Source organism: Neorhizobium phenanthreniclasticum, assembly GCF_040066075.1.
Lineage (GTDB): Bacteria > Pseudomonadota > Alphaproteobacteria > Rhizobiales > Rhizobiaceae > Neorhizobium > Neorhizobium petrolearium.
The window spans coordinates 1-23602 of the sequence record NZ_JBEAAL010000017.1; the positions used below are offsets into that span (position 1 = coordinate 1).

Sequence of the window (23602 nt, forward strand, 5' to 3'; positions counted from 1 at the left end):
CCTCGCCTTCGAGACGGCTGGAATTCTTCGGCAGGAGCCGCATGATCGACAGCGAGGTGACGCTCTTGCCGGAGCCGCTCTCCCCGACGATCGCCACCGTCTCGCGCGGCGCCACGTCAAAGGAAATATTGTGCACCACCGTGCGCCATTCATCGTTCACACGAAACGACGTGGAAAGGTTCTTCACCGACAGCACCGGTGGCACCGAACTACCAGTCTGTTCCATTGCAGTGCCAGAAAGCACCGGGTTACCATGAACCGCCCGCAGAGGAATTGCTGGCAGATGCCTATTGTCTTGAACAACTGTCATCGCCCGCTCCTCGTCTTCGGATCGATCGCGTCACGCAAGGCATCTCCAAGAATGTTCAATGCGAGCACGGTCAAGAGAATGGCAAGCGATGGGAAGACGACCAGCCACCATGCGCTCAGGATATTGTCGAAACCTTCGCGGATCATGCCGCCCCAGGTCGCGGCCGGCGGAGGCACGCCGAGGCCGACGAAGGCGAGCGAAGCCTCGGTACGGATCGCCGAAGCCATCCACAGCGACGCGACGACGACGATGTCCGACAGGATGTTGGGGAGGATATGGACGCCCATAATGCGCAGCGGCGAAAACCCCATGGACTTGCCCGCCTCGATGAATTCTCGTCGCTTCACCGCGATTGTCGGAGCTCTCGCCACGCGCACGAAGGGAGCCGTCTCCGTGATGGCGATGGCAATCACCAGGTTTTCGAAACTCGCGCCCAGCATTGCCGCGACCATCAAGCCGAGCAGCAGCGTCGGAAACGACAGCATCACGTCCACCAGCCCCATCACCAGCTGATCGAAAACGCCGCCGATATAGCCCGCCACGATCCCCAGAGCGGAGCCCACGACCATGGCGATCAGGACGGAAAGGAAGCCGACCGAAAGCGATATCCGCGCCCCATGAAGAAGCCGCGAGAGCACGTCGCGACCATAGCTGTCCGTGCCCAACCAGAATTCGGCGGAAGGCGGGCTTAGCCGGTGCAATATGTTCTGCTTCAGCGGATCGTCGGGCGCGATGGCCGGCGCCAGGAGGGCGGCCAGCAGGATGAGAGCCAGCAGCCCGATACCGATCCAGGAAAACCGGTTGCGGCGCAGTGCCATAAGAATGGGATTTGCCTGCCGTTCCGCCGTGGTCAGGGAAAAAGTCGCGTCCGTCATTTTGCGTAGCTCACTCTGGGATCGACAAGGGCGTAGACGAGGTCCGTGACCGTGTTGACGAGGATCACGAAGGTCGCGAACACCACCATCAGCCCCTGTAGCATCGTGTAGTCGCGCGACTGCAGCGCGCCGAGGATAAGTTTCCCCAGCCCAGGCCGCGTAAACACGATCTCGGTAAGAACGGAGTTGCCGATGAGGGTGCCGAAATACAGGCCGACGACAGTCACGATCGGGATCAGCGCGTTGCCGAGCGCATGCCGCAGGATCAGCCTCGATGGACGCACACCCTTGGCGCGGGCGGTGCGGATATAGTCCTCGCCCATCACGTCCAGCATCGAGGAGCGTGTGACGCGCGCGATATAGGCGGTCATGATCAATCCGAGATTGAGGGCGGGCAGGACGAGATTGCGCAAATGATTGATCGGGTCGGTCGTGGCGCGGCTCATCACCGGCAGCCATTGCAACCAGACGGCAAAAGCCAGGAGCATCAGGATCGCTGAAACAAATCCGGGGAACGACAGCCCAAGCAGGGACAGAAGCCGACTGGTATAATCCGGCCACTGATTGCGCCAACATGCAGCGACTATGCCCAGAGGAATCCCGAAGAGCGTGCCGATCACAACAGCGGCAAAGGCCAGTTCGAGGGTATAGGGCAGCACCAGCGCCACCTCTTCCAGGACACTTCGTCCGCTAACGGAAGAGCGTCCGAAATTGCCGCTTAGCATGTCGGTGATGAAGCGCAGATACTGCATGGCGATCGGCTGATCGAGGCCGAGTTCCGCGCGCAGCGCCCGCAAGGCCTCGTCACTCGCCCGGTCGCCAAGCATGGCGACCGCCGCGTCACCCGGTACCAGGCGGACCAGGATGAAGACCATAGTCAGCATGGCAATCAAGATCGGTATCGCGAGAAGAAGTCTTCGGATGGCATAGTGCATCATGCGGCAGCCCTTTCTGCGGCGACGCGGTTTGTGTCAAAAGCAGCAAGATCGTGTTTCGTGCGGCCCTCGCAGACGAGATCGGCCAGGACGCGGCCGACCGACGGAACCAACTGGAAACCATGGCCGGAAAACCCGAAGGCGTGGACGAGGCCCTCGACCCTGCGGGAAAAGCCGATCACGGGCAGATGGTCCTCGGTCATCGCCTCCATGCCCGCCCATGTCCGCACGATGCGCAGCCCACCAACCGTGGGGAAAAGACGGACGGCCGCCTTGACCGAGCTTGCCAGCGCTACGACATCGACTGTCGCGGACTGCCTGTCGGCAGCGAGCTTGCCTTGCGAGCCACCGCCGATCAGAAGCGTGCCCTGCGCAGTCTGCTTGAAGGACAATTTCCGCCCTAAGGAACTGACGACCGGCCCGATACGTGCCACCGTGCGCTCCGTCACGACCATCATCGACGTGCGGATTGCATGATGCAACGGGTCGCCCGCCAGTGCGGCGACCTCCGCGGCCCATGCGCCGCCCGCGTTGACGACCACCTTCGCCTCGATCGAACCCTGAGAGGTTTCCGCCCGCCAAAAGTCCGAACGCCGCGTCAAAGCGGTGACCTTGCATTGCTCCGTCATGCGCACCCCGGCCGCCAAAGCGGCATCACGGAAAGCGCGGATCGTTCGGTGCGGATCGGCCGAGCCGTCTGCGATTGCCCAGGCTCCGCCCAGACAATGCGCGGAAAGGTCCGGCACCAGCGTCCGCAATTCATCAGGTTCGACCATGCGCTCGTGGGTGAAACCTTTTGCCTGCAGCCGCTCGACGCGCGCTTTCACCGCCGAGAGCGCCGCCTCATCCTCGGCGACCTGCAGCTGGCCGCAGGCGACAAAGCCGCAATCGTCGCCCACCAGTTCGCTCATCCGGAGCCAGTCTCCCGCCGCTTCCAGGCTCAACGGCAGCTCGGCGGGATGCCGCCCAAGAGTACGCACACCGGCCGCCGTGGCGCCCGAGGCATGTCGACCGAGAAAATGCCGTTCAACCAGGGTGACCGAAGCCCCTCGCCTGGCCGACTGCAATGCAGCCGAGAGGCCGTGCAAACCGCCGCCGATCACGAGGATATCGGCATTCATCCGGCCGTCTCCATATCCTCGAGGGAGGCGATCTCTGCAAGCGTGATCGGCTTGAGCGGCGGGCGGATGTTGAAGAATGCCACCTCGCCTGCCGGTACGCCGTGGACCTCCGCCAGAAGTGCTTGAACCGTATAGCCGCACTGCCGCCCCTGGCAGGGTCCCATCCCGCATCGCGTCGCGGCCTTCACCGCGTTCGGATCGGGCACGCTGGCGCGGGTGACCGCCCGGATCGTCCCCGCCGTCACTTCCTCGCAGCGGCATACGATGGTTTCGTCCGGAAGCCTTTTTCGAGGCGGAGGGTAAAGGGCATCGAGAAGCGGCCGCAAGGCAAGCGCACGGGCACGTCGGTCATCGAGCAGGGCCTGACGACGGCGCTCTTCCACATCGCCGCCTTTGCCAAGACGCGCCGCAATTCCAAGCGCGGCGATTTCACCGGACACCATCGCGGCCGACCAGCCGCCAATCCCGCCTGCATCGCCGGCAACGAACAATCCCGATCGGCTGGTCTCTCCCCAGCAGTCCAGCCTCGGTGCGAAATACCCCTGACCAGCTCTCCAATCGTGGGCGCAGCCGAGGGACAGCGTCTCATGAATACGCGGCACGACACCTTCGTGGACAAGCAGCACGTCGGCTTTCACCCGCTCGCGCTTGCCGTGCCTGCTCCACTCGATATGTTCGAGGCGCCCCTCGCCTTCGGCGCGCAGATCCTTGCCGTCTCGGACGATATCGACCTTGCGGCGAAGCGTGCGAAGCCAGCCCGCGCCCTTCGCAAGTCCCGCCAGGTCGCGCCAGGCTCCGGGCAGTTTTTGCAGCGCGGCCAGACCCGGCCGGCCGGCCGTGTCGAGATAACCAGCAAGCCGTCCCCCCAGGTCAAGGGCCTGGGTGGCGTAGAGCAGTGGCAAGGGTCCCGCCCCCGCAATCCAGACGCGGCCCTCAGGCAGCATCCCACCGGATTTCAAGAGGATCTGGGCGGCACCAACCGTCATCACTCCAGGCAGGGTCCAGCCAGGGAAAGGCACAGGCCGCTCCTGGGCCCCCGTCGCAAGCAGGACAATTCGCGCGGAAACGCGGCGCGCGCGGCCGCCAGACGTCAGGAATACGCTCCAACCCTCCTCGATCTGCCATACCTGGGTCTCGGGCATGTATTCGGCTTCCGATGCCCGGAACGCCTCAACGAGCGCGAGGCCTTTGCGGTAATCCTCTCCGAGAGCCCGGAAGAACGGACCGGACATATTTCTTTCGACCCCTCGCCAGATCTGGCCGCCGGGCGCCGGCTGTTCATCAACGACCGCGACCGCCAGGCCGTCTCTGCTCAACTGCACTGCAGCGGACATGCCGGCCGGCCCGGCGCCGACGATCAGGACATCATAGGTCATCGGGCAATCTCCCTGGGGCCACGCTGGATATCAATGCGCATTCCCGGCTTCACCGGAACCAGGCACCCCTGCGTGGAGGCGATGCCGTCGACGACGGCCAGACAGTCGAAGCACACCCCCATCTGGCAATAGGGAAGCCGGGGCTTGCCGCTTACCGGCGATATCCGGCCTGCATTGGGAACGCGCAGCAATACGCTGGCGACCGTTTCGCCATTCCAGGCGGGTGTTTCGACTCCATTCACCACGACCATCATATCCGGCGCTGCCGCCGACCCCTCAAGCACACTTCTGAACATTGAATCTTCCATTGGAAAAGGCCGCAAGGTTCTGCGGCAACCGCCCTTCGGCCATGGCAGGTCCGACGATCGCCGCATGCGCCGCCGCAAGCGTCACGCCGGAATGGCAAACCGCCGCAAAAAGGCCGGCATGGCGGGTCGACTCGGCATAGATCGGTGCCTTGTCAGGCGAAAGTACCCGCAATCCGCTCCACTGGCGCACGAGCCGGACAGACCCGAGCGCCGGGATGATACGTTGCGCCCGCCGCGCAAGCTTGATGGCCGACTGCATCGTCACACCCGTATCGAACGCCTTCTCGTTCGTCGTACCGATCATCACGGTACCTTCCGCGGTCTGCCGGAGCCCGCTTGCCGGAAGCGGCAGCATGGGTGCCAGGCGCTCGGTCACGAGAATCTGCCCGCGTTCGGCATGCAGCGGCACGACGAGGCCGAGAGGGTCGGTGAGGCCGGGTGTGGCCAGGCCTGCCGCAACGATGACGCGCCGAGCCCGGATGTTGCCTTGCGGGGTATCGACCTGAAAACCGCCCGATATGGGTTTGATCGCGGTGACGGGATTACGGAACCTGACCTGACCACCGAGTGCCGAGACAGCACCCAGCAAAGCCGCGTAGAGCTGCAGCGGGTTGGTATGGCCGTCCAGTTTGCAGTAGCTTGCGCCCACGACGGCATTGCCCAGGGTAACGGCCGGCAACATTCGCTCGAGCGCAGGCCGCTCGAGCATTTCGGTGTAGGCTTCCGTCTGCCGGTTGTGCGTCCGCTCTATGAGAGCCGTGCGAGCCTTGTAGTCGGCTTCGCTCAGACAGAACGCCAGCCCTCCCCGGCGGGAATAATCAACGCGCGATCCGGCCGCTTCGGCCAGTTCCTCCCCGAAGGTCGGCCACAGATCGGAACTTTGCAGCGTAAGATCCGTGTATGCCGGCGTATCGGAACCTTTGCCCTGAACCCAGACGAGGCCGAAGTTTGCGCGGGCTGCGCGCAGGTCCCGATCCTTCCCATCCAGTACCAGGACCTTGTGCCCCTTCCGGGCAATGCCATAGGCAAGTGCCGCGCCGACCACTCCTGCGCCGATGATGATGACGTCCGCGTCCAATTCGATCTCCCTCAGTTCTTGTCATGGTCGCCAAGTGCCGGTAGAAAGTCAAAGTCGAATACTTTGTGTCACTATTCATGCAGGTTATACCATGAGAAACCCCAGCCTGAGGCAGCTCGAAGCCTTGATGGCGGTGATCGAAGCCGGCACGGTCAGCCGTGCGGCCGAGATCCTGCGAATATCGCAGCCGGCCGCGAGCAAGCTCATCCAGGATCTGGAGGCGGATACGGACCTGCAGCTTTTTGAACGGGAAAGTGGCCGTCTGGTCCCGACCGGCCGCGGAATGCGGCTCTACGAAGAGGTCGAGCGCATTTTCGGCGGCGTTCATCAGTTGGCGCGCGCTGTGGATGCTATTCGCCGGGAAGAGCACGGCCAGTTGGTCGTGGGCACGCTGCCCGCATTGTCCGGACCATTCATGAGCCGGGTTCTGGTGGGGTTTCGTGCGCGTCATCCCGATGTTTTCGTGTCGGTGGAAGCACGTAGCTCGCAGTTCTTGACGGAAGCCGTTCTACTGCGCCGTCTGGACGCGGCGCTGGTTATCAGCGGCCTTGAACACAGTTCTATCCAGGTGGAAACGCTAAAAAGCCCTCCGGCGGTGGTGGTGCTGCCGCACGGTCATCGTCTTTGCGAAAAAAAGACGCTCAGTCCAAGGGATCTCGCCGAAGAGCCATTCATCGCCTTCGCGCCATCGGGCCTGACACGTCGGAAGGTCGATGCCGTCTTCGAGGCTGAAGGGCTGCGACCCAAGATCGTCATCGAGGCGTCAACGGCGCCGAACATAGCGGAATTCGTTGCGGCGGGCCTTGGAGTGACTGTCGCCGATCCATTGACAATGGAGGTCGCCGCAGGCCGGGTCACCGTTCGGCCGTTTCGGCCAACCCCCAACATCGACAACCAGATCATCCGGCCGATACGAGCCCGCAACAGCAAGCTCGTCGCCGACTTCGTCGAAGAAGTGCATGCGGCGGCTTCAAAGTCGAGGATGTCGCCCGAGGGCTTCAACCTCGACCGCGACCATCCCCATTTGGATTAGGGGATGGTCGCGGGTTTCGGGGAGCGTCGGGGATCAGGAGCGCGCTAACGCTTCAGTGTCGTCTGTTCGGTAATGGGTGGCGCAAGATTGAGCGAGCCCTTCAGTTCATATCCGTAGTCGACTGCCTTGCTGCGCACCCAGACCTGCATCAGGCTGAACAGCGGCACGCCGCAGACCTGTTCGTGTATTTTCTTTTGTGCAGCAGACCAGAGCTTCAACCGCTCCTCGTCGCTCACCGCCTTCCGAGCCGCGGAAATTTCGGCATCAGCCGCATCGCAATGAGCGAAGTTTGTGACCGCCGTCGGTTTTCCGATTGCCGCATCCGAATGATAGAACTGGCTCAGATAGCTGTCTGCCACCGGATAGCGCGCAGCACCATAAAAGACGACATCGCTGAGATCCTTTCGCACCTGTTCCTGATAAGTGGGATGGTCGACGACCTTCATCTGCATGTCGATGCCGACTTCCGCCAATTGCGCCTGGATGACCTCCATGATCGGCTGCTGTGACGAACTCGACGAAACGACGGCGGAGAGCTGCAATCCCTTTGCGAACCCAGCCTCTTCGAGCAGCTTGCTGGACAGAGCCGGATCATACTTGTAGGCCCAGGAACAATCTTCACCCAGATAACCCGTCGGCACCACCGAACAGCCACGCGGTCCTACTCCTGCCCCCACGAACTGCACGATCTGGTCGACGTTGATCGCATGGGCAATTGCTTCCCGGACCTTGATCTTTTCGAGCGGCGGATGTGCCATGTTCAGGAAGATCGTCCGGTATTCACCGGGGGCAAAGATATCGACGACGGCATCGTCCCAAGCCTTGGCCTGATCGACCCAGCGCTGTTCGCGCTTGCCGTAGATCAGATCCAGCTCGCCGGAACGGAAGGCAAGCTCACGGCTGGAATCGGACGGGATCAGATCGAACTGGATGTCGCTAATCTTTGGCGCGCCTCGGAAATATTCCGGAAAGGCTTTCAGATGCACCGTCTGCTGCGTGATTGCGCGGTCGAACATGAATGGACCGGTGCCAATCGGGTGGCTCTTGAAATCGGCTCCCAGCTTTTCCGCAGCTTTCTTGCTGATGATATTGCCGCCGTGATAATTGGCGATGAGGCCAAGAAATCCTGGAACCGGTTCGTTCAAAGTGATGCGGACTGTCATGGGATCAACAGCTTCGATCGACTTGACAGCGGCGAAATCGCTGGAAAACGAAGAGGTTTTCGGGTCCTTGGCCCGGGTCAGCGAGAAAACCACATCCTCTGCAGTGAGAATGCCATAATCGCCGTGAAACTTGACGTCCTTCTTCAGTTTGAACGTCCAAGCCAGTCCGTCCGCAGAACTGCTCCAGCTCTCGGCCAGATCGGGCTCGATCTTCGACGGATCTGCACTGCCCGGCTGAAAGCGCACCAGCCCGTTGAACATCCAGGAGACAAGAGCCACGTCGGCGGTGGCGGTCGCCCGGGTCGGATCCATCGTCGTGATGTCGGCGGCATTGATTCCGACTCTTAGCGTTTCTGCAAGCCCTGTCTGTGGAAGGGCAATCGAAGCCATCAATGACACCGCAAGAGCTGCCAGCAGTCTGTTTCCAGTTTTTTGCACGTTCGCCTCCTTGTTGTTTGACAGGAGTTAAGGACAGGGCTCCATAAGTGTCAAAGTCGCTATTTTGGGATATCCATTCCCAGAGGTTATACCCTGCCGCCCATCATGCCGAGGCCGTGGGGTGCAACGTCTGAAAGGCCTTTGTCGATTGCCCCACGTGCCGACGCCCGCATTAATTGGAATCTTCAATTAATGTTCAGGAATCGCAACTTCTCTCGCAAAGAACCGTCGTCATAGTCTCCTCCTCGACACTTTTATCTGACCCCGACGAGGAGACAAATTCATGAAAGGCGAAACGGCGACAGCCGCCTCGGCTTCATCCATGTGTCTTCTGGTTCAATATGCGGAGAGACGCGCGTTATGCTTAGGATTGGCGTCGACATAGGCGGCACATTTACCGACTTCTGTGGATGGCGTGAGGGTGGGCACGAGATCTTCAGCCTGAAAGTTCCCTCGACACCGCCTTCTTTCGAAAATGGCTTCCGGCAGGGATTTGAAAATCTTCTCGAGCGCCTCTCGCCGAAGGCGGGCGAGGCAGCGTTGGTGATGCATGGCACGACTGTCAGCACCAATGCCGTGATCGAGCGAAAGGGTCCGAAGATCGCATTCTTCGTGACCAAGGGTTACCGGGATCTTCTGGAACTGCAGCGCATGGGCGTGCGCAACCCGCTTAATATTTTCGAAAACCGCACAAAGCCGCTGGTCGAACGTGCGATGGTGTTCGAGGTCGAGGAAAGGCTCCTGCGCGGCGGCGCGGTCGAAACGGCAATCGATGAGACGGCGGTGGAAACCCTGGCCCGGCGGGCGGCCAAAGCCGGTGCAGCCGGTTATGCCGTCGCGCTTCTCCACAGCTATGCCAATCCGCAGCACGAAAAAGCGGTCGAGAGAGCTATCCGACGGGCTGTCGGCGCCGATGCGGAGGTCAGTCTTTCGAGTGAAATCTGGCCGCGCATCGGCGAGTATGAGCGCGCGATCGTTAGCGTGCTCAACGCGTTTGTGCGGCGCCGCATGAATGAGTATATCGGTGCCGTCGAAGATTATGTCGCCGATAGACTTCCTGGCTCGCAGCTCTTCGTTACTCGTTCGAACGGCGGCGCGATGGCAGCATCGGAAGCGCGCAACTACCCTGTCCACACGCTTCTTTCAGGTCCCGCGTCCGGCGTGACCGCCGTACAATATCTTGGCCGTTCTATCGGCGAGCGCAACATCCTCACCATGGACATGGGTGGCACGAGCACGGATATCTCGCTGGTGCGTGATGGAGAGGCCCTCACTTCGACGGTCGCTGAAGTCGGCGACTTCCCTGTCGTCATGCCGGTGACCGGGATTGAGGCAATCGGGGCGGGCGGAGGATCGATCGCGACGATTGACGGCGGAGTCTTGCGCATAGGGCCGCAAAGCGCCGGTTCTTATCCAGGTCCGGCCTGCTTCGGACGCGGGGGCGGCGCCCCCACCCTCACCGATGCCTATCTGGTCGCGGGTTATCTGCCTCAAGCCCTGCTCGGCGGAGACATGCAGTTGAACCGGGATGCAGCCGAACACGCCATGGCGCCAATCGCTGCAGCCTTAGGCACCGACATTCTCAACGCCGCCGAAATGTGCGTCGCGGTGGCCAGTTCGAATATGGTGGCTGGCGTCCTGCCATATCTTGCGCGCCAGGGCGTCGATCCGGAAGAACTGACCCTGCTGGTTTATGGTGGGGCCGGCGCGATCCAGGGCCCTCTCCTTGCGGCGGAAATCGGTGTCGGCCGCGTCCTCGTGCCGACCACGCCGTCCGTTTTCTGCGCTCTCGGCGGTCTGGTCTCTGAACTCAGCCATGATGCAATGGAAACCGTGCACGGGCTCGACATCGACGGCGCGCTCATCACGAGGAAGTTTGCAGCCCTGCGGGAGCAGGCCGCCGAATGGCTGTCGCGACAATCCCCACCCGAACGCCTCGTCTCGGAGGCATACGAATGCTGGGCGGAGATGCGGTATGTCGGGCAATCCTTCCAGGTCGATGTCCGTCTGCCGAACTCGGCCGTCGACAGCGAGGACTTATCAGCGATGCATGACGCCTTCCACAGGGAGCACGAGCGGATCTACAGCCATGCCGATCGAACGGCAGCGGTCGAGTTCGTTGATCTGCGCATGCGTGTAAGGGGGGCCATGTCCGTCCCCGAGCCTGCTTCTCCGACGATGTCCGACGGCGGCGACCCGGTGAAGGGCGTGCGGCCGATGCGTTTTCAGGGGCAGTTTTTCCCGCAGGTCAGCATCTATGACAGAGCTCGCCTCAGCTTGAATGACACTGTCCATGGACCCGCCGTCATCGAGCAGCCCGAAGCGACAATCGTCGTGCCGCCTGATTTCACCGCACGCGTCGGCGCCTATGGCGCAATATTCATGAGCCGGAGCTGACCTATGGATGCCGTCCGAACAGCCATTATGAGCAACCGTTTCAATGCGATCGTCGAGGAGGCATCAGCCGCCGTCTATCGCACCGCGCATACCACCTTCGTGAAACTTGTTCAGGACTACCAATGCGCACTCGCAACTGCCGATGGAGACATGTTTGCCTATCCGATGATGTCGGGCGTGAACGTCTTCATCGGTTCGCCCCTGCGACCGACACTCAACGCGATCGGGCGCGAAAACTTAAAGCCGGGGGACATCATCATCACCAACGATCCGTTCGCAACCGATGGCCTGGTGACCCATCTGATGGACGTTACGCTTCTTTATCCGATCTTTCGCGATGGCAAGCTGATCGCCGTCGGCTGGTCATTCGTGCATGCATCGGATATCGGCGGTGCCGTTCCGGGCAGCATTTCCCCCGCGTTCACGGAAGTGTTTCAGGAAGGCCTCAGGGTCCGGCCGGTGAAGCTCTACGAAGGCGGCGTGCTCAACAAGGCGATCAAATCGATCTTCGAGGACAACAGCCGCATCCCCGTCGAACTCTGGGGCGACATCCAGGCAATGATTTCCGGCCTGAAAAGCATGGACAGGCGCATCGGCGAGCTGTGCGACCGTTATGGCCGCGATGCGGTCGAAGAAGGCATGAACGACGTCATCACATATGCGGAAGGCAAGGCTCGCGCGGTCATCAGGACCATTCCCAACGGCACTTACAGCTTTTCCGATTATCTCGAAGGGATCCACGAGGGTCAGCTTGCCTATTTCAGCGTGACACTGACGGTCCACGACGGCGAGATCGATGTCGACTTCACCGGTACCGATCCGCAACTATCGGCAGCCTACAATCTGGTAACCGGTAAAACGACCCATCCCTACGTGGTTCAGTGCCTCATCACGTTCATCCTGACGATGGACCCGCTGACACCGCGCAATTCCGGCATTTTGCGGGCGATCCATGCCCACGCGCCCCGCGGCAGCGTGCTGAACGCGGTCTTCCCGGCATCCGGCGGCTCTCGCGCAGCATCCGCAACACGCGCTTACGACATCATCATGGGCTGCCTCGACCAGGCGCTGCCTGAAGGTCTGGGGGCGGCGGGCGCGGGCATGGCGGGCGTCATTGTCGTTTCGGCACCCGATCCCCGGACGGGTCGCGATCGGGTAAATGTCATCAATACCATTCATGGTGGTGGTGGCGGCCGTCGCGGGAGTGACGGCGTCGACGGTACCGAGGTGCGTTATTCGCAGCGCGCCGTGCCCGTCGAAATCGTCGAGATCGAAACGCCGATCATCATGCGTGCAACCCGGATTGTTCCGGACAGCCGCCGTGCAGGCCGCTTTGCCAGTGGCGCGGCTCTCGAAATGGAACTTGAAAACACCGCCAACCGCGCCGTGATGACGGTGCGCAATATGAATCGCTTTGTCTTCGCGCCCTGGGGCTTCAAGGGTGGCGAACAGGGACTGCTTGGCACGACGATCGTCAATCCCGGTCGTCCCGACGAGCGTTCGATCGGGAAAATTTCGGTGCTGGAAATGTCGCGAGGCGATGTGGTGCGGATCACCAGCCCCACGGGCGGCGGATTCGGCGACCCTCTGGAACGCGACCTTGCCGCAATCCAGGGCGAAATCGACAATGACATGCTCTCGCCTGAGCGGGCGGCGGAAGCTTATGCCGTTGTGTTGGATGAGAACGGTTGTATCGACGAAGCCGCAACGGCCGTGCAAAGAAGCAAGCGAATAAGGGCTCGGCAGGCGGATTTCACTTTCTGCGCCGAACGGGAGCGGCAGGACCGGGTCTGGCCCCTTGCAATTCGACGGCAGTTGGCGTCCATGGCGCTGTCCTATGACCAACGTATTGGCAGCCAACTCGTGGGCAACGTCCATCGCCGCATGTTGGCCGCCGGCGAGACCGTCGATCCCGAGACCCTCCAGAAAGTCGTCGAAGCGGAAGCAGCACGTCTTTCCGGCACCAAAATGAAGGCTTCATAAGCACGAGGACACCTTTCTCCGCCTCGATGATCGCCCGCTTGCGGGGCGAGGTCAGTTGCGCCCCGCGTTCCTGCTTGCTGATTATTGCAGGAAGATTGCCCTCGACGCCGGCCAAGATTTTCACCAGCAATCGCCGGACCGCAATGCCTTTCAAGCCCAGTCTGGAAAAATTCGACTTTGACAGCCGCTTAGAAAGCGGGTCTGCTTGCTTTGGAGTGATTATCGACCGGGTGTCGCCAGCGCGATAAACCGCGTCAGAAAATCAGTCTCGATCGAAATGGAGGTGCATCGTATCGCATGAGCCAGTCGCTGGATCTTTGGAGCATGAAGTGTTTCATCATTCTGGCCGAAGAACTGCATTTCGGCCGGGCGGCGACCCGGCTGAACATGACCCAGCCGACGCTCAGCCAGCAAATTCGCAAACTTGAATCCATTTTTGGCGTTCAACTTTTCATCCGATCGACCCGAAGCGTGGAACTGACGCCCTCGGGTGCAACATTTCTGCCTCTTGCCCGCGAAGCGCTGATCAAGCTCGAAGAGGCGGTTCTGTTGTCGAAGCTGGCCGCGGGCGGCATGTCGCCTGGCGGCGAACAACTCAAGATTGGCGCGATCGGCCCTGCAGCGCATCGGCTTCTGCCATTGATATTGCGGCGTTTTCGCAACCGCTTTCCCAAAACGCGCCTGGATGTCAGGATTTTCGATTCATCGGAGATTCTGCGCGCCCTTGAGCGCGGAGAATATGATATCGGCATCATGCGCCCGCCGACCAACGCCAACTTCATCCGTTTCCGCCCGCTCATGTCGGATCGCTTCGTGGCGGTCATCCCAAAGAATTCTCCGCTGGCGCGCAGGCCATCGTTGCGACTTTCGGACTTCATCGGACAGGACGTGTTCACGCTGAAGCGCTTCGAGCTTTCAAGTTTCAGAGCCATACATGACCAGATCATCGAAGCGGGGATCGAAGCGGATTCAAGCTTCAAGGTTTCCAGCACCACTGCAGCACTGGCAATGGCTTCGGCCGGGCTGGGGATTACCTTCCTTCCGGAATGGATCGAGAGCATTGTCGATAGCGAAGTCGTTCTGCGCCGTGTGGAAGATTTGAGCGAGGAAATTTCCACGGGAATTGCCTGGCGCGCGGACAATCCGATCCCTGGGATCCTTCCCTTCGTTGAATTCGCAGAACTCATTTCCCGTCGGCTGTAAGTGAACCATGGCTGCATCGTCTAACCGGCCAGGAAAATTGCTCGACAACGATGATGGCCCTCCTGCTCGGCGACATTCAGGCAATCGCCATTGATAGGTCTTTGGCATTTATTGATTGGCGATGTTTATAAATCGGATGCAAATTCAATTGGACGAACTGCGCGATGACGCGCGACATTCATCCCGGGAACCAACAGGAACTGGGAAAAATCATGAAAACACCCACAATCACCGCGGCGGCATTGTTGACGACAGTCACGGTCGGCCATTGCGAGCAGCTGATCGTTAATAGCTATGGCGGACCCTATGAAGCTATTATTATGGAGCGGATCATCAAGCCGTTCGAAGACAAGACCGGTATCAGCGTCGTTTACGACCCGGTAGGCTCGTCCTCTCAGGACTACGCGAAGATCAAGGCGACCAACGGTCGGCCAGGTTTCGACGTCGTCGTCATGACAGCATCTCAATCGCTTGATGGCTGCAAGGACGGCCTGCTGGAAAAATTCACCTCCGCGACAGTCCCCAATCTTGAAAAACTGAGCCCGGCCATCAACAAGATCGCCGGCGAATGCGGTGCGGTTCATGAACTGCAGTACATGTCCCTTCTCTGGCGGACCGACAAGCTGAAGGCCGCGCCAAGCTCGTGGGCCGCCCTGTTCGACAGCGAGCTCAAGGGGAAAGTCATCCTGCCGACGTTCCAGAACATCATGGCGGCAAACCTCATGCAGGTCCTGTCCGTCAAGAATGGCGGGGACCTGTTGAACAACGTCGATCCCGGCTTCAAGGCGATGGCGCAGCTTGCGAAACAGTCGGTCGGTTTCGAGCAGTCCTCAGCCGTGATGGAGACCTACGTCAAGGACGGTCAAGTATGGGCGATGCCCTTCTGGAACGGCCGCGCGCAATTGCTCGTCGATACCGGCATGCCGGTCGACTATATCAAGCCGGCCGAGGGGACAATTCCGCTTATTGCGACGCTCAACGTTCCGGTGGGAACCCAGAACAAGGAGGCCGCAATGAAATTCGTCAATTTCTTTCTCGAAAAATCCAGCCAGGAAGCCTGGGTGACGGGCTACAAAGTGGGCAGCGCGCGCAGCGACATCGATGTGCCGGATGCCGTACGTGCCAAACAGATCACCACCGAAGAGGATCTGGACAAGCTTCTCCTGCCCGACCTTTCCATCATGGCCGCCAAGCTTCCGGAATGGGGTGACCGCTGGGAACGGGAAGTCGTTCACGCTGCGAACTGAAAGCAAGCCTGATGACGATAGTTGCAACGGATTCACCTGCGGCGCCGGCACTCCGCAGGTTCGCATTGCGCGGATATGTTCCGCTTTTCCCACCATTCGCCGTGCTGCTGCTCTTCTTTGCCGTGCCGATCGGCATGATGATCGGCATCAGCTACCAGGATCCGAAGACCGCCCAATTCAGCCTCGGAAGCTATCAGCGCTTCCTCACCGACGGACTGATCATCGCCGGCCTTTTCCGCACGATGCTGATGTCAGGGCTCGTGGCGATCTGTGTGACGGTGATGGCCTACCCGGTTGCCTATTTTCTGGCGCGATCGACATCGCGCTGGAGAGCCATCGTCTTCGCGTTGGCGATCGCACCGGAACTGGCCGGCGTGGTGCTGCGAACCTATGGCTGGCTGATCATCTTGGAAGACAGGGGTTTCGTCAACGACGCCCTCATCTGGCTCGGTCTCGTTTCCTCACCGCTTCCCCTGGCGAAGAACCTTTTCGGCGTCGTCGTGGGGCTCACCCATGTTGTTCTTCCTTTCGGTATTCTGGCTCTTCTCACGAGCATTCAGGGCATCGATCCGAATATCCAAAAAGCGGCACAAATTCTGGGGGCATCGCGCCTTTCGGTCATCCGTCACATCCTGCTGCCGCTGTCCATACCGGGCATCGTCAGCTCCCTCCTGATCTCCTTCACCATGGCGGCGAGCGCCTATGCGACCCCTGCCCTGCTGGGCGGCGCCCGCTTCAAGGTTTTGGCGACGATGATCTCCGAGCAGATCATGTTTTACATCAACTGGCCCATGGCGGCGGTCATGGCGATCGTGCTTTTGGTTCTGATGCTCGCAATCACCTTTGCTGGCGGCCGGGTGGAGACCCGCCTCCATAAGAAACTAAACGTCTAGGAGGCCGGCACCATGAACCGTCTGCTTTTCGGCCTGTTTTGGATTTCGCTCTGCCTCATCCTGGCCTTCATCACGCTGCCTCTGCTCGTCGTGGTGGCGGCATCGCTGAGCCCCTCGTCCATGGTGACCTTTTCGCCGGCCGACTGGACCATGAATTGGTACGCCGCGCTGTGGGCATCGAAATGGCTCGACCCGTTCATCCTCAGCGTCAAGATCGCGGTCATCGTTTCGCTGGTCAGCGGTGTGCTCGGCGCACTGGGAGCCTATGCGGTCGCATACGAAAAATGCCCCGGCAGCGAGGCGATCATGGCCTTTCTCCTGTCGCCGCTTGCCGTACCGCAAATCGTCAAGGGCGTGGCGATCGTACTCTTCCTGTCTTCCGCCGGTCTCTACACGCTCCTCGGAACTCCGGGACTGATTGCCGGGCACATCGTCCTGACGCTTCCGTTTGCGGCGAGAATGATCGCGACGTCCATTTACAATTTCGACAAGAACCTCGATCGGGCGGCGCAGATTCTGGGCGCCAGCAAATGGCAGCGCGTCCGCCACATCCTGCTGCCGCTTATTAAGCCCGGCCTTTTCTCCGGCATGACCTTTGCATTCATCATTTCCTTCAACAACATTCCGCTGTCGGTCTTCCTCGTGCGGCCCGGGCAGACAACTTTGCCGATCACGGTCATCAACTACATGGAATACAGCCTCGACCCGGTTCTGGCCGCCGTCAATGTGGCGTCCCTGATCTTCATCCTGACAACCATATTCCTCTTCGAAAAACTGGGCGGCTTTTCCGCACAGATCCACGGTGGAAGCAAATGAGCGATATCGACATCGAACTGATCTCTGTCCGCAAGACCTACGGCAACGCCCTCGTCGTCGGCGACATCAGCCTGTCCATTCCGAAGGGCGAGTTCGTCAGCCTGCTCGGGCCATCGGGCTGCGGCAAGACGACGACCCTCAACATGATTGCCGGGTTTCAAGAGCCGACAGGAGGAGAGATCCGGATCAGGGGCAGGAACCAGGCAGGCGTACCACCCGAGAAGCGCAACATCGGGCTGGTCTTTCAAAACTATGCGCTCTTCCCCCATATGACGGTTGCCGAGAATGTCGCCTTTGGCCTCAAGATGAAAGGCGCCCCCCGCGCCGAAATCGACCAGACTGTGAATACGGCACTCAAAAGCGTTCATCTGGAGGGTTTCGAAGCGCGTTATCCTAAGGAGTTGTCCGGCGGACAACAGCAGCGCACGGCGCTCGCCCGTGCGATCGCGCCGCGACCGTCGGTGCTCCTTCTTGACGAGCCGCTTTCCAATCTCGACCTCAAACTGCGGGAGGCCATGCGGGTCGAGCTCAAGGAAATCCAGCAACAGCTCGCAATGACGTTCGTTTACGTCACCCATGACCAGGAAGAGGCCATGGCGATGTCGGACCGCGTGGTCGTGATGTCAGGCGGCGTGATCGCGCAAGAAGACAAGCCGGAGAATATCTATAATGCGCCCCGCACCAGCTTTGTGGCTGATTTCATCGGAAAATCCAACATTCTCCCCGTGTCTGCCGTGCCTGCGACGGGAGATCAGCGGGAGATCACGATCAACCACAGCAATATCTCGCTGGCTGTCGGAAGCGATCAAGCCGGCCCACCGGCGGCGAGATTTTGCTGCATTCGCCCCGAGGACGTCAGGATCATTGGCGCTGAGGCTTCTGCCGAAGGTGCCAACGTCTTGGACGGGACTATTTCCAAGATCGTCAATCTCGGCGCGCACCTGGACCTATGGGTTACTGTCGATCGCGATATCACGATCAAAGCCCTGGTTCGCTCCAGCCGCAGTGATCAACTCAAGACGGGCAATCACGTCAGCATTTCCATCGCACCTGCGGCGATCCGCCTGCTTAACGAGTGAATAAAGACAGTCCATGGGAGGATTCGCTTGTAGGGCGTAGCGGATCAGTTAGCTTCCAAATCTGCCCTTTCAACGGACCGCCGCCCAAATTTCCTGCCATGCCGCGAATTCGGAGGGCCGGATGCGGTAGCGCGCGAAATTGCCTTCGTGCAAGCTGAGAATTTCCCGTTCCGCCATCTCCCGAAACCGCTCGCGGTCAGGTTCTTCGATGTTTTTCGTTACCGACGAGCCAATATGGGCGACAGCTGCTTTGCGATTCATACCGTTGCGCACGATCTCGCCTACTATGGTTCGCAACGCATCTCGATAGCGCAAGCGGAACGGATCTGGCTCACCGAGGGATTGACGCACCGCAGCATAGCGCGCTGCCGAACGCTCATACGCCCATATGAACATGTCTTTGAGCAGGTCGATTCGATTCATTTCGTACACGCCAAGTATAGCATCGGTGTATGTCTGGCGCTGTACATCGGTAAACGAAAGCGGCGATAGGTTGCGCTTGATGAGCGGTATATTCGCAGCAAGCCGCAAAACCCGCTTGTTCACATCGTCGAAAGGCTGAAGGTAAGGTAGCTGCACCATCACGAAGAACGCCTGCTCGAAGGGGTTCGTGATGGCCGCCGCAGTTGCGAGTATCTGATCGAAACATTCTTCGATAACGGCAGGATTTTCGAGCGGATGAAATGCCGACCGTTCGATGCCTACACTGATATGGCGTAGCCGTCCTGCTGCACCTTCATCGGCGAGCAGGTTGTTGGCCAGCATCGCGTGAAGATTGAGAATCGTATAGCGGTTGAAGCCGATTTCTTCGGCAGTACCCACCAAGAACTCGATAGCATCCTTATGGTTGAGGATCATCTGAGCTTCGAGACGCTCTTTTCCTTCGGCTTCCTCACCGAAGTCAATCAGCCGCTTGGTATCGAGCAACGAATAGGTGTTGCCTTCAAGTCGGCTCGAATTCCATGACAGGTCTATCAGCAGCCGGTTCAGGATTAGTTTGGCGTGTGTGCCGGCCGGTTGTTCCCCGGTTTCAGCTGTGCCGACTCTTTGAAGATGTGCTCGTTCACGCTCATCCAGATATGTGCTGACATTCGGCCTGTATGAATCCAGAAACGCCCTGTCGTAACCGACTGGATTGCGGCGTTCGACAGGCTGGCGGACGTACGCCAGCACTTCTTTTCCACCTCCGGACAAGGGGATCACCGCTTCTTCGGCAGCAGCGGGTGCAGCCTCGCCTCGAGCTTCCGCAGGCGGATAGTATTTCGTCCAGCGGCGCTCCCCTTCTCGGAGGAGACGGCCATTCTCAACTAGGAACGCAAGGTGCCGCTGAAGGGTGCGGGTCGGAATGTTCACCGTAAGCGCCGCTGTAATTTGGCCAAGCGTAACACCGCCCGATTGGGCGCGAACTATGGCTTCGATTGCCTTCAACTCCTCCTCTGGCAATGGCTTGGCCATTTTAACTCCTTGATGGCGTATAGACTTTTATGCGCCATCTAACTGCGGATATACGCCATTAAGCCACATATAAGCGCCACTATCAAACCTATACGCCATTAAATGGCGCATATGGGTCGAAATGTGGCGCATAGACAGAATATGCGCCATAAAACCTACTATGCTGATTTTGCCGATGTCGCGATGAACATCGATGCCCCAGCTGCCGAGCAGTTCGGCGACAATGCCGGACGTGCGGACCTCTTCAAAGCCGATTTCCGGATATTGATGACGATCATGGCGGATGGCGGTCAGTTCGCGGGCGTAAGCAGCGATGCGCTCAATAACGGGCATGTTCGAAAACCTTGATGGCGAAAGATGGTAGCGAGCCGACGCCGCATGTGCAGCACCGGCTGAAGAGGGATTGCGGCTTCAGGCTGCCGTGGATTTCGGACCTGAGGCCAGTCCGTCATAAGAGATAGACAGGTGTCGCGGATCAGACGACCAATCGCCGCCGCCAAGAAAAAGGTGGTCCGGTCTGCCGGTCGCATCGAAACCAAGTCTCACCGGCTCGCCGTGACTGCCGAACCCGTTGGCAAGTACGATTCTTCCTTCGGCCGCGCCGGTGATTTCGAGTTCAGCCTCATCAGTGAACGGTTTAGGGGCGCCGGGATTGGCAATGAAAACCTTGTCCCCCATCGGCACGAGGTCGATAGCGGTCCAAAGCGACCACCATCGGCTGGCCCAATCTGCAACGCGCTCCGCCGGGGCGCCATGCTTGCTGAAACGGTCCATGATCGAGACGATGCCTTCAAGCCAGGCATTTGCCGGACCATCAATGGAATTGGTGACGACTGAGAGACTGATACCCCAGTCCGGGATTGTCGCCGACCGGCTGATGAAACCGGGAAAGGAGCCGCCGTGGCCGATCAAGGCATGGCCGCTGGCTTCCATCAGCATCGTGCCCAAGCCATAGTAGCGTGGTTCGCAACTATGCGGCACCTGCCAATGCCGCCGCGTCATTTCGCGCCGGCTGGCGGGCGAAAGGATGCTTGTCTCCGCCGCCGGATCAAGGCTTGCAAAAAAGCGAGCAAGATCACCTGCGGTACTCACGAAACCCGTGGCGGCAGCAAGCGCGAAGGTCGGCTGGTGCCCGTTGATCACGCCGCGACCAAAGGGCAGACGACCGCTATGGCCGAAGGCGAGCGGCGCACCCGGCGCGACCGGCATGTCCGGTGTCGTCTGCTCCAGGCCTGAGGCCGCAACGACTTCGCGGGAGATCCAGCCGATATAGGGTTCGCCGGTTATTGCTTCGATCGCGAAGCCGAGCAGGCCAAAACCGAGATTGGAATACTTGAAGCGGGTATTGGCGTCGATCACCAGCGGCAATGCCAATTCTTCGCGCAGCGCCGGATCGTCGAAGAAGGGAGCAGTGACTTGCCAATGGGAGGAACGGCGCCCGTCGCGCATGATGCCGGCTGCGTGAGAAAGCAATTGCGCAATAGTGGTTTCAGCCACCGTGGCATCGAGACCCGGGACATATTTGCCGATCTTGTCGTCGAGATGCAGCTTGCCCGCTTCCTGGAGCTTCATGATGCCAGTGGCGGTGAAGGTTTTGGAATGCGAAGCCACGCGAAAACGATGTTCTGGCGTCAGTGCTTTGCCGGTCCTCAGATCGGCCGTCCCTAATGCGCGGCTGAAAACGAGCTCGCTCTTCTTCGCGACCGCCACAACACAGCCGGGCTGTTCCGTCAGCTGCATCTGGAAACCCATCCAGCGCTCGACGTAGGCGAGCGCTGCATCCAACCATTCCGTCATGAGTTTACTCCCCATCCTTATGTGTATTCGATTAACCGTTCGATGCCGCGGCCGTCATGGGCCCCGCATCGATTGAAGCACTTTCAGCAGCCCAGCAGGCGACGCCATGGCCATCTTTTGCCGTCACCAGTGAAGGTTCCGCTTCGGCGCAACGGGCGAAGGCCAATGGGCATCGATTGCGGAAGCGACAGCCCGTCGGCAGATTGGCGGGATCCGGAGGGTCGCCGAGCCGTGGCACCGGGTCGTCGCGCCGGGCGATATCCATGGTGGGTACCGCGGCGAGCAGAGCACGCGTGTAGGGATGGCGTGGACTGGAAAACAGTGCGTGAGTGGGTGCGATTTCAACGATGCGGCCGTAATACATGACCGCCACTCGGTCGGCGATATATTCAACGACTGCGAGATTGTGCGAGACGAATAGGAGCGCCAGTTCGAATTCCGCCTTGAGGTCGCTGAGCAGGTTGAGGATCTGTGCCTGCACGGAAACGTCGAGTGCGGATACTGGCTCGTCGCAAACGATCAGGCTCGGTTTGAGGATCAGCGCGCGAGCAATGCCGATGCGCTGCAACTGGCCGCCGGATAGCTCGTGTGGATAACGGAACCGATGTTCGGGTCTCAATCCCACCTTTCTGAAGATCCCGGCCACGGCTTCTTCGCGTTCGCTGGGGTCGAGCAATTCCTGAATATCGAGCCCCATGCGCACGGACGAGCCGACCGTCCTGCGCGGGTCGAAGCATGCGCGTGGGTTTTGGAAGATCAGTTGAGCAAAGCGGCGCTGCTGCTTCAGTTCGGCCGAGCTAAGCGCGAAGAGGTCCTGATTGCGGAACCGCACATTGCCGGCGCTGGGTCTCTGCAGGGCGATGACAGTGCGGCCAAGCGTCGACTTACCACAACCGGACTCCCCGACCAGTCCCAACGTTTCACCGCGGTTGAGGGTCAGGCTGACGCCATCGACCGCGCTGACATGGCCGACGACACCGCCAAACAGGCCCTTACGGATGGGGTACCGAACATGCAATCCGTTGACATCGAGAAGTGGAGGCAGGCTCATGATCAGGCTCCCATCGTCATCGGGGTCGAATATATCCCGTCCGCCTTGGGCAGAGCCCAGCAGCGGGCAGAATGGTGTTCGGAGATCGGGATGAAGGGCGGCAGCTCGCCGAGACAAGCTGAAAGCCCAAGGTTTGCGCGGAGCTCGCAGCGGGGGGCAAAGGCGCAACCCGGCATCGGCTGGCTAAGATCCGGTATGCTGCCAGGGATATCTCTTAGCCGCAGGCCGCCCATCTGGCCTAGCCGTGGCGCAGCATCAAGCAGGCCGCGGGCATAGGGATGACTGGGCGCCGTAAGCATCGGAGCCACCGGTCCCTCCTCAACGATGCGGCCGGCATACATAACAGCGACACGGTCGGCGAGGCGAGCGACGACGCCGAGGTCATGGGTGACGAGCATCAACGAGGTGCCGAAATCACGACAGCTGTCACGCAAAAGCTCGAGGATCTGGGCCTGGATGGTGACATCGAGTGCCGTTGTCGGCTCGTCGGCGATCAGCAGCCGAGGCCTCAGCGCGAGCGCGACAGCGATCATCACACGCTGCGCCTGACCGCCGGAAAGCTGATGCGGATAGGCGAGTGCTTTTTCCTCTGGTGCTGGAATGCCAACGGAGTGCAAGAGCGTCACGGCTTTGTCCCAGGCGGCCTTTCGGCTCAATTTCTCCTGTTGGCGCAGAGGCTCTGCGACCTGCCAGCCGATGCGCCTTACCGAATTGAGACAACTTTGCGGCTGCTGAAAGATGATGCCGATGTCGCGGCCTCGCCAACCGGACAGTTCACGGTTGGACATGGCAAGCACATCTTTGCCGTCGAACAGAATACTGCCGCCGATGATACGGCCCGGAGATTGTATGAGCCTGAGGATGGAAAGCGCCAGCACGGATTTGCCGGAACCGGATTCTCCGACGAGGCCAAGGATCTCGCCGGCGCCGATCTTTAGATCGATGCCTTGGACGGCGTTGACGGGGTTGCGTCCGGAACCGAATTGCGTCTTCAGCCCCTTGATATCGAGCAATGTATGAGGAGATCTGATTCCTGCTGTCATA

Annotated in this window: 20 protein-coding genes and 1 pseudogene; 8 read left to right on the top strand and 13 right to left on the bottom strand. The window is 60.1% G+C overall.

Annotation, left to right across the window (positions count from 1 at the left end):
• The 7 genes from ABK249_RS20145 to ABK249_RS20175 form a co-directional block, all read right to left on the bottom strand.
• Positions 1-226 (bottom strand): ATP-binding cassette domain-containing protein (locus tag ABK249_RS20145; protein ID WP_348863733.1); only part of this gene is annotated, 226 nt, incomplete at its 3' end.
• A gap of 80 nt (positions 227-306) precedes the next feature.
• A complete protein-coding gene (locus ABK249_RS20150; protein WP_227703464.1) occupies positions 307-1185 on the bottom strand; it encodes an ABC transporter permease in 879 nt (292 codons plus the stop codon).
• Positions 1182-2123 carry an ABC transporter permease gene (locus ABK249_RS20155; protein ID WP_227703465.1) on the bottom strand — a complete coding sequence of 314 codons (942 nt, stop codon included), beginning with the start codon at positions 2121-2123 and terminating at the stop codon, positions 1182-1184. The genes ABK249_RS20150 and ABK249_RS20155 overlap by 4 nt, the downstream gene beginning before the upstream one ends.
• Positions 2120-3241 carry an NAD(P)/FAD-dependent oxidoreductase gene (locus ABK249_RS20160; protein WP_348863734.1) on the bottom strand — a complete coding sequence of 374 codons (1122 nt, stop codon included), beginning with the start codon at positions 3239-3241 and terminating at the stop codon, positions 2120-2122. The genes ABK249_RS20155 and ABK249_RS20160 overlap by 4 nt, the downstream gene beginning before the upstream one ends.
• Positions 3238-4617: an FAD/NAD(P)-dependent oxidoreductase gene (locus tag ABK249_RS20165; RefSeq protein ID WP_227703467.1), complete on the bottom strand. Its 1380-nt coding sequence runs from the start codon at positions 4615-4617 to the stop codon at positions 3238-3240. Before ABK249_RS20165 ends, ABK249_RS20160 begins: the two co-directional genes overlap by 4 nt.
• A complete protein-coding gene (locus tag ABK249_RS20170) occupies positions 4614-4913 on the bottom strand; it encodes a (2Fe-2S)-binding protein (protein ID WP_037146470.1) in 300 nt (99 codons plus the stop codon). Before ABK249_RS20170 ends, ABK249_RS20165 begins: the two co-directional genes overlap by 4 nt.
• The gene (locus ABK249_RS20175; RefSeq protein ID WP_081952702.1) at positions 4894-6003 is read right to left on the bottom strand and encodes an NAD(P)/FAD-dependent oxidoreductase; all 1110 of its coding nucleotides are present in this window, start codon (positions 6001-6003) and stop codon (positions 4894-4896) included. The genes ABK249_RS20170 and ABK249_RS20175 overlap by 20 nt, the downstream gene beginning before the upstream one ends.
• Positions 6004-6094: 91 nt before the next feature.
• Between ABK249_RS20175 and ABK249_RS20180 the strand changes: the two genes are divergently transcribed.
• Positions 6095-7036: a LysR substrate-binding domain-containing protein gene (locus tag ABK249_RS20180; RefSeq protein ID WP_348863834.1), complete on the top strand. Its 942-nt coding sequence runs from the start codon at positions 6095-6097 to the stop codon at positions 7034-7036.
• Positions 7037-7080: 44 nt separating this feature from the next.
• On the opposite strand, the gene ABK249_RS20185 is transcribed toward ABK249_RS20180, so the two are convergent.
• On the bottom strand, positions 7081-8637 hold the full coding sequence (locus tag ABK249_RS20185) for an ABC transporter substrate-binding protein (protein WP_348863735.1): 1557 nt from the start codon (positions 8635-8637) through the stop codon (positions 7081-7083).
• A 360-nt stretch (positions 8638-8997) separates the two neighbouring features.
• Between ABK249_RS20185 and ABK249_RS20190 the strand changes: the two genes are divergently transcribed.
• From ABK249_RS20190 to ABK249_RS20220, 7 genes are all read left to right on the top strand, one after another.
• Positions 8998-11034: a hydantoinase/oxoprolinase family protein gene (locus tag ABK249_RS20190; protein WP_348863737.1), complete on the top strand. Its 2037-nt coding sequence runs from the start codon at positions 8998-9000 to the stop codon at positions 11032-11034.
• A 3-nt stretch (positions 11035-11037) separates the two neighbouring features.
• The gene (locus ABK249_RS20195) at positions 11038-13017 is read left to right on the top strand and encodes a hydantoinase B/oxoprolinase family protein (protein WP_037146478.1); all 1980 of its coding nucleotides are present in this window, start codon (positions 11038-11040) and stop codon (positions 13015-13017) included.
• A gap of 297 nt (positions 13018-13314) precedes the next feature.
• On the top strand, positions 13315-14220 hold the full coding sequence (locus ABK249_RS20200; RefSeq protein ID WP_037146480.1) for a LysR family transcriptional regulator: 906 nt from the start codon (positions 13315-13317) through the stop codon (positions 14218-14220).
• A gap of 212 nt (positions 14221-14432) precedes the next feature.
• Positions 14433-15467 (top strand): ABC transporter substrate-binding protein, encoded by a 1035-nt coding sequence (locus ABK249_RS20205; protein WP_037146481.1) that lies wholly within the window; start codon positions 14433-14435, stop codon positions 15465-15467.
• Positions 15468-15478: 11 nt separating this feature from the next.
• Positions 15479-16360 (top strand): ABC transporter permease, encoded by an 882-nt coding sequence (locus ABK249_RS20210; protein WP_348863738.1) that lies wholly within the window; start codon positions 15479-15481, stop codon positions 16358-16360.
• 12 nt (positions 16361-16372) lie between these two features.
• A complete protein-coding gene (locus ABK249_RS20215; RefSeq protein WP_348863739.1) occupies positions 16373-17176 on the top strand; it encodes an ABC transporter permease in 804 nt (267 codons plus the stop codon).
• Positions 17173-18255 carry an ABC transporter ATP-binding protein gene (locus ABK249_RS20220; protein ID WP_227703472.1) on the top strand — a complete coding sequence of 361 codons (1083 nt, stop codon included), beginning with the start codon at positions 17173-17175 and terminating at the stop codon, positions 18253-18255. Before ABK249_RS20215 ends, ABK249_RS20220 begins: the two co-directional genes overlap by 4 nt.
• A gap of 69 nt (positions 18256-18324) precedes the next feature.
• Here the strand turns inward: ABK249_RS20220 and ABK249_RS20225 are convergent, their stop codons facing one another.
• The 5 genes and pseudogenes from ABK249_RS20225 to ABK249_RS20245 form a co-directional block, all read right to left on the bottom strand.
• Positions 18325-19710 (bottom strand): Fic family protein, encoded by a 1386-nt coding sequence (locus ABK249_RS20225; protein ID WP_227703473.1) that lies wholly within the window; start codon positions 19708-19710, stop codon positions 18325-18327.
• A gap of 147 nt (positions 19711-19857) precedes the next feature.
• Positions 19858-20043 (bottom strand): annotated as a pseudogene (locus tag ABK249_RS20230) (amidohydrolase); the annotation flags it as partial.
• A 78-nt stretch (positions 20044-20121) separates the two neighbouring features.
• Positions 20122-21507, bottom strand: coding sequence for a serine hydrolase domain-containing protein (locus ABK249_RS20235; protein WP_081952703.1), 1386 nt, complete (start codon positions 21505-21507; stop codon positions 20122-20124).
• A gap of 31 nt (positions 21508-21538) precedes the next feature.
• Positions 21539-22558: an ABC transporter ATP-binding protein gene (locus ABK249_RS20240; RefSeq protein WP_052182651.1), complete on the bottom strand. Its 1020-nt coding sequence runs from the start codon at positions 22556-22558 to the stop codon at positions 21539-21541.
• A 2-nt stretch (positions 22559-22560) separates the two neighbouring features.
• The gene (locus ABK249_RS20245; RefSeq protein ID WP_348863741.1) at positions 22561-23601 is read right to left on the bottom strand and encodes an ABC transporter ATP-binding protein; all 1041 of its coding nucleotides are present in this window, start codon (positions 23599-23601) and stop codon (positions 22561-22563) included.
• Position 23602: the final 1 nt, after the last annotated feature.

What these genes read in the sequence shown, in the direction of transcription:
- ABK249_RS20150 (WP_227703464.1), bottom strand. Translation starts at nt 1,185, where the DNA reads ATGACGGACGCGACTTTTTCCCTGACCACGGCGGAACGGCAGGCAAAT.
- ABK249_RS20155 (WP_227703465.1), bottom strand. Translation starts at nt 2,123, where the DNA reads ATGATGCACTATGCCATCCGAAGACTTCTTCTCGCGATACCGATCTTG.
- ABK249_RS20160 (WP_348863734.1), bottom strand. Translation starts at nt 3,241, where the DNA reads ATGAATGCCGATATCCTCGTGATCGGCGGCGGTTTGCACGGCCTCTCG.
- ABK249_RS20165 (WP_227703467.1), bottom strand. Translation starts at nt 4,617, where the DNA reads ATGACCTATGATGTCCTGATCGTCGGCGCCGGGCCGGCCGGCATGTCC.
- ABK249_RS20170 (WP_037146470.1), bottom strand. Translation starts at nt 4,913, where the DNA reads ATGTTCAGAAGTGTGCTTGAGGGGTCGGCGGCAGCGCCGGATATGATG.
- ABK249_RS20180 (WP_348863834.1), top strand. Translation starts at nt 6,095, where the DNA reads ATGAGAAACCCCAGCCTGAGGCAGCTCGAAGCCTTGATGGCGGTGATC.
- ABK249_RS20190 (WP_348863737.1), top strand. Translation starts at nt 8,998, where the DNA reads ATGCTTAGGATTGGCGTCGACATAGGCGGCACATTTACCGACTTCTGT.
- ABK249_RS20195 (WP_037146478.1), top strand. Translation starts at nt 11,038, where the DNA reads ATGGATGCCGTCCGAACAGCCATTATGAGCAACCGTTTCAATGCGATC.
- ABK249_RS20200 (WP_037146480.1), top strand. Translation starts at nt 13,315, where the DNA reads ATGAGCCAGTCGCTGGATCTTTGGAGCATGAAGTGTTTCATCATTCTG.
- ABK249_RS20205 (WP_037146481.1), top strand. Translation starts at nt 14,433, where the DNA reads ATGAAAACACCCACAATCACCGCGGCGGCATTGTTGACGACAGTCACG.
- ABK249_RS20210 (WP_348863738.1), top strand. Translation starts at nt 15,479, where the DNA reads ATGACGATAGTTGCAACGGATTCACCTGCGGCGCCGGCACTCCGCAGG.
- ABK249_RS20215 (WP_348863739.1), top strand. Translation starts at nt 16,373, where the DNA reads ATGAACCGTCTGCTTTTCGGCCTGTTTTGGATTTCGCTCTGCCTCATC.
- ABK249_RS20220 (WP_227703472.1), top strand. Translation starts at nt 17,173, where the DNA reads ATGAGCGATATCGACATCGAACTGATCTCTGTCCGCAAGACCTACGGC.
- ABK249_RS20225 (WP_227703473.1), bottom strand. Translation starts at nt 19,710, where the DNA reads ATGGCCAAGCCATTGCCAGAGGAGGAGTTGAAGGCAATCGAAGCCATA.
- ABK249_RS20235 (WP_081952703.1), bottom strand. Translation starts at nt 21,507, where the DNA reads ATGACGGAATGGTTGGATGCAGCGCTCGCCTACGTCGAGCGCTGGATG.
- ABK249_RS20240 (WP_052182651.1), bottom strand. Translation starts at nt 22,558, where the DNA reads ATGAGCCTGCCTCCACTTCTCGATGTCAACGGATTGCATGTTCGGTAC.
- ABK249_RS20245 (WP_348863741.1), bottom strand. Translation starts at nt 23,601, where the DNA reads ATGACAGCAGGAATCAGATCTCCTCATACATTGCTCGATATCAAGGGG.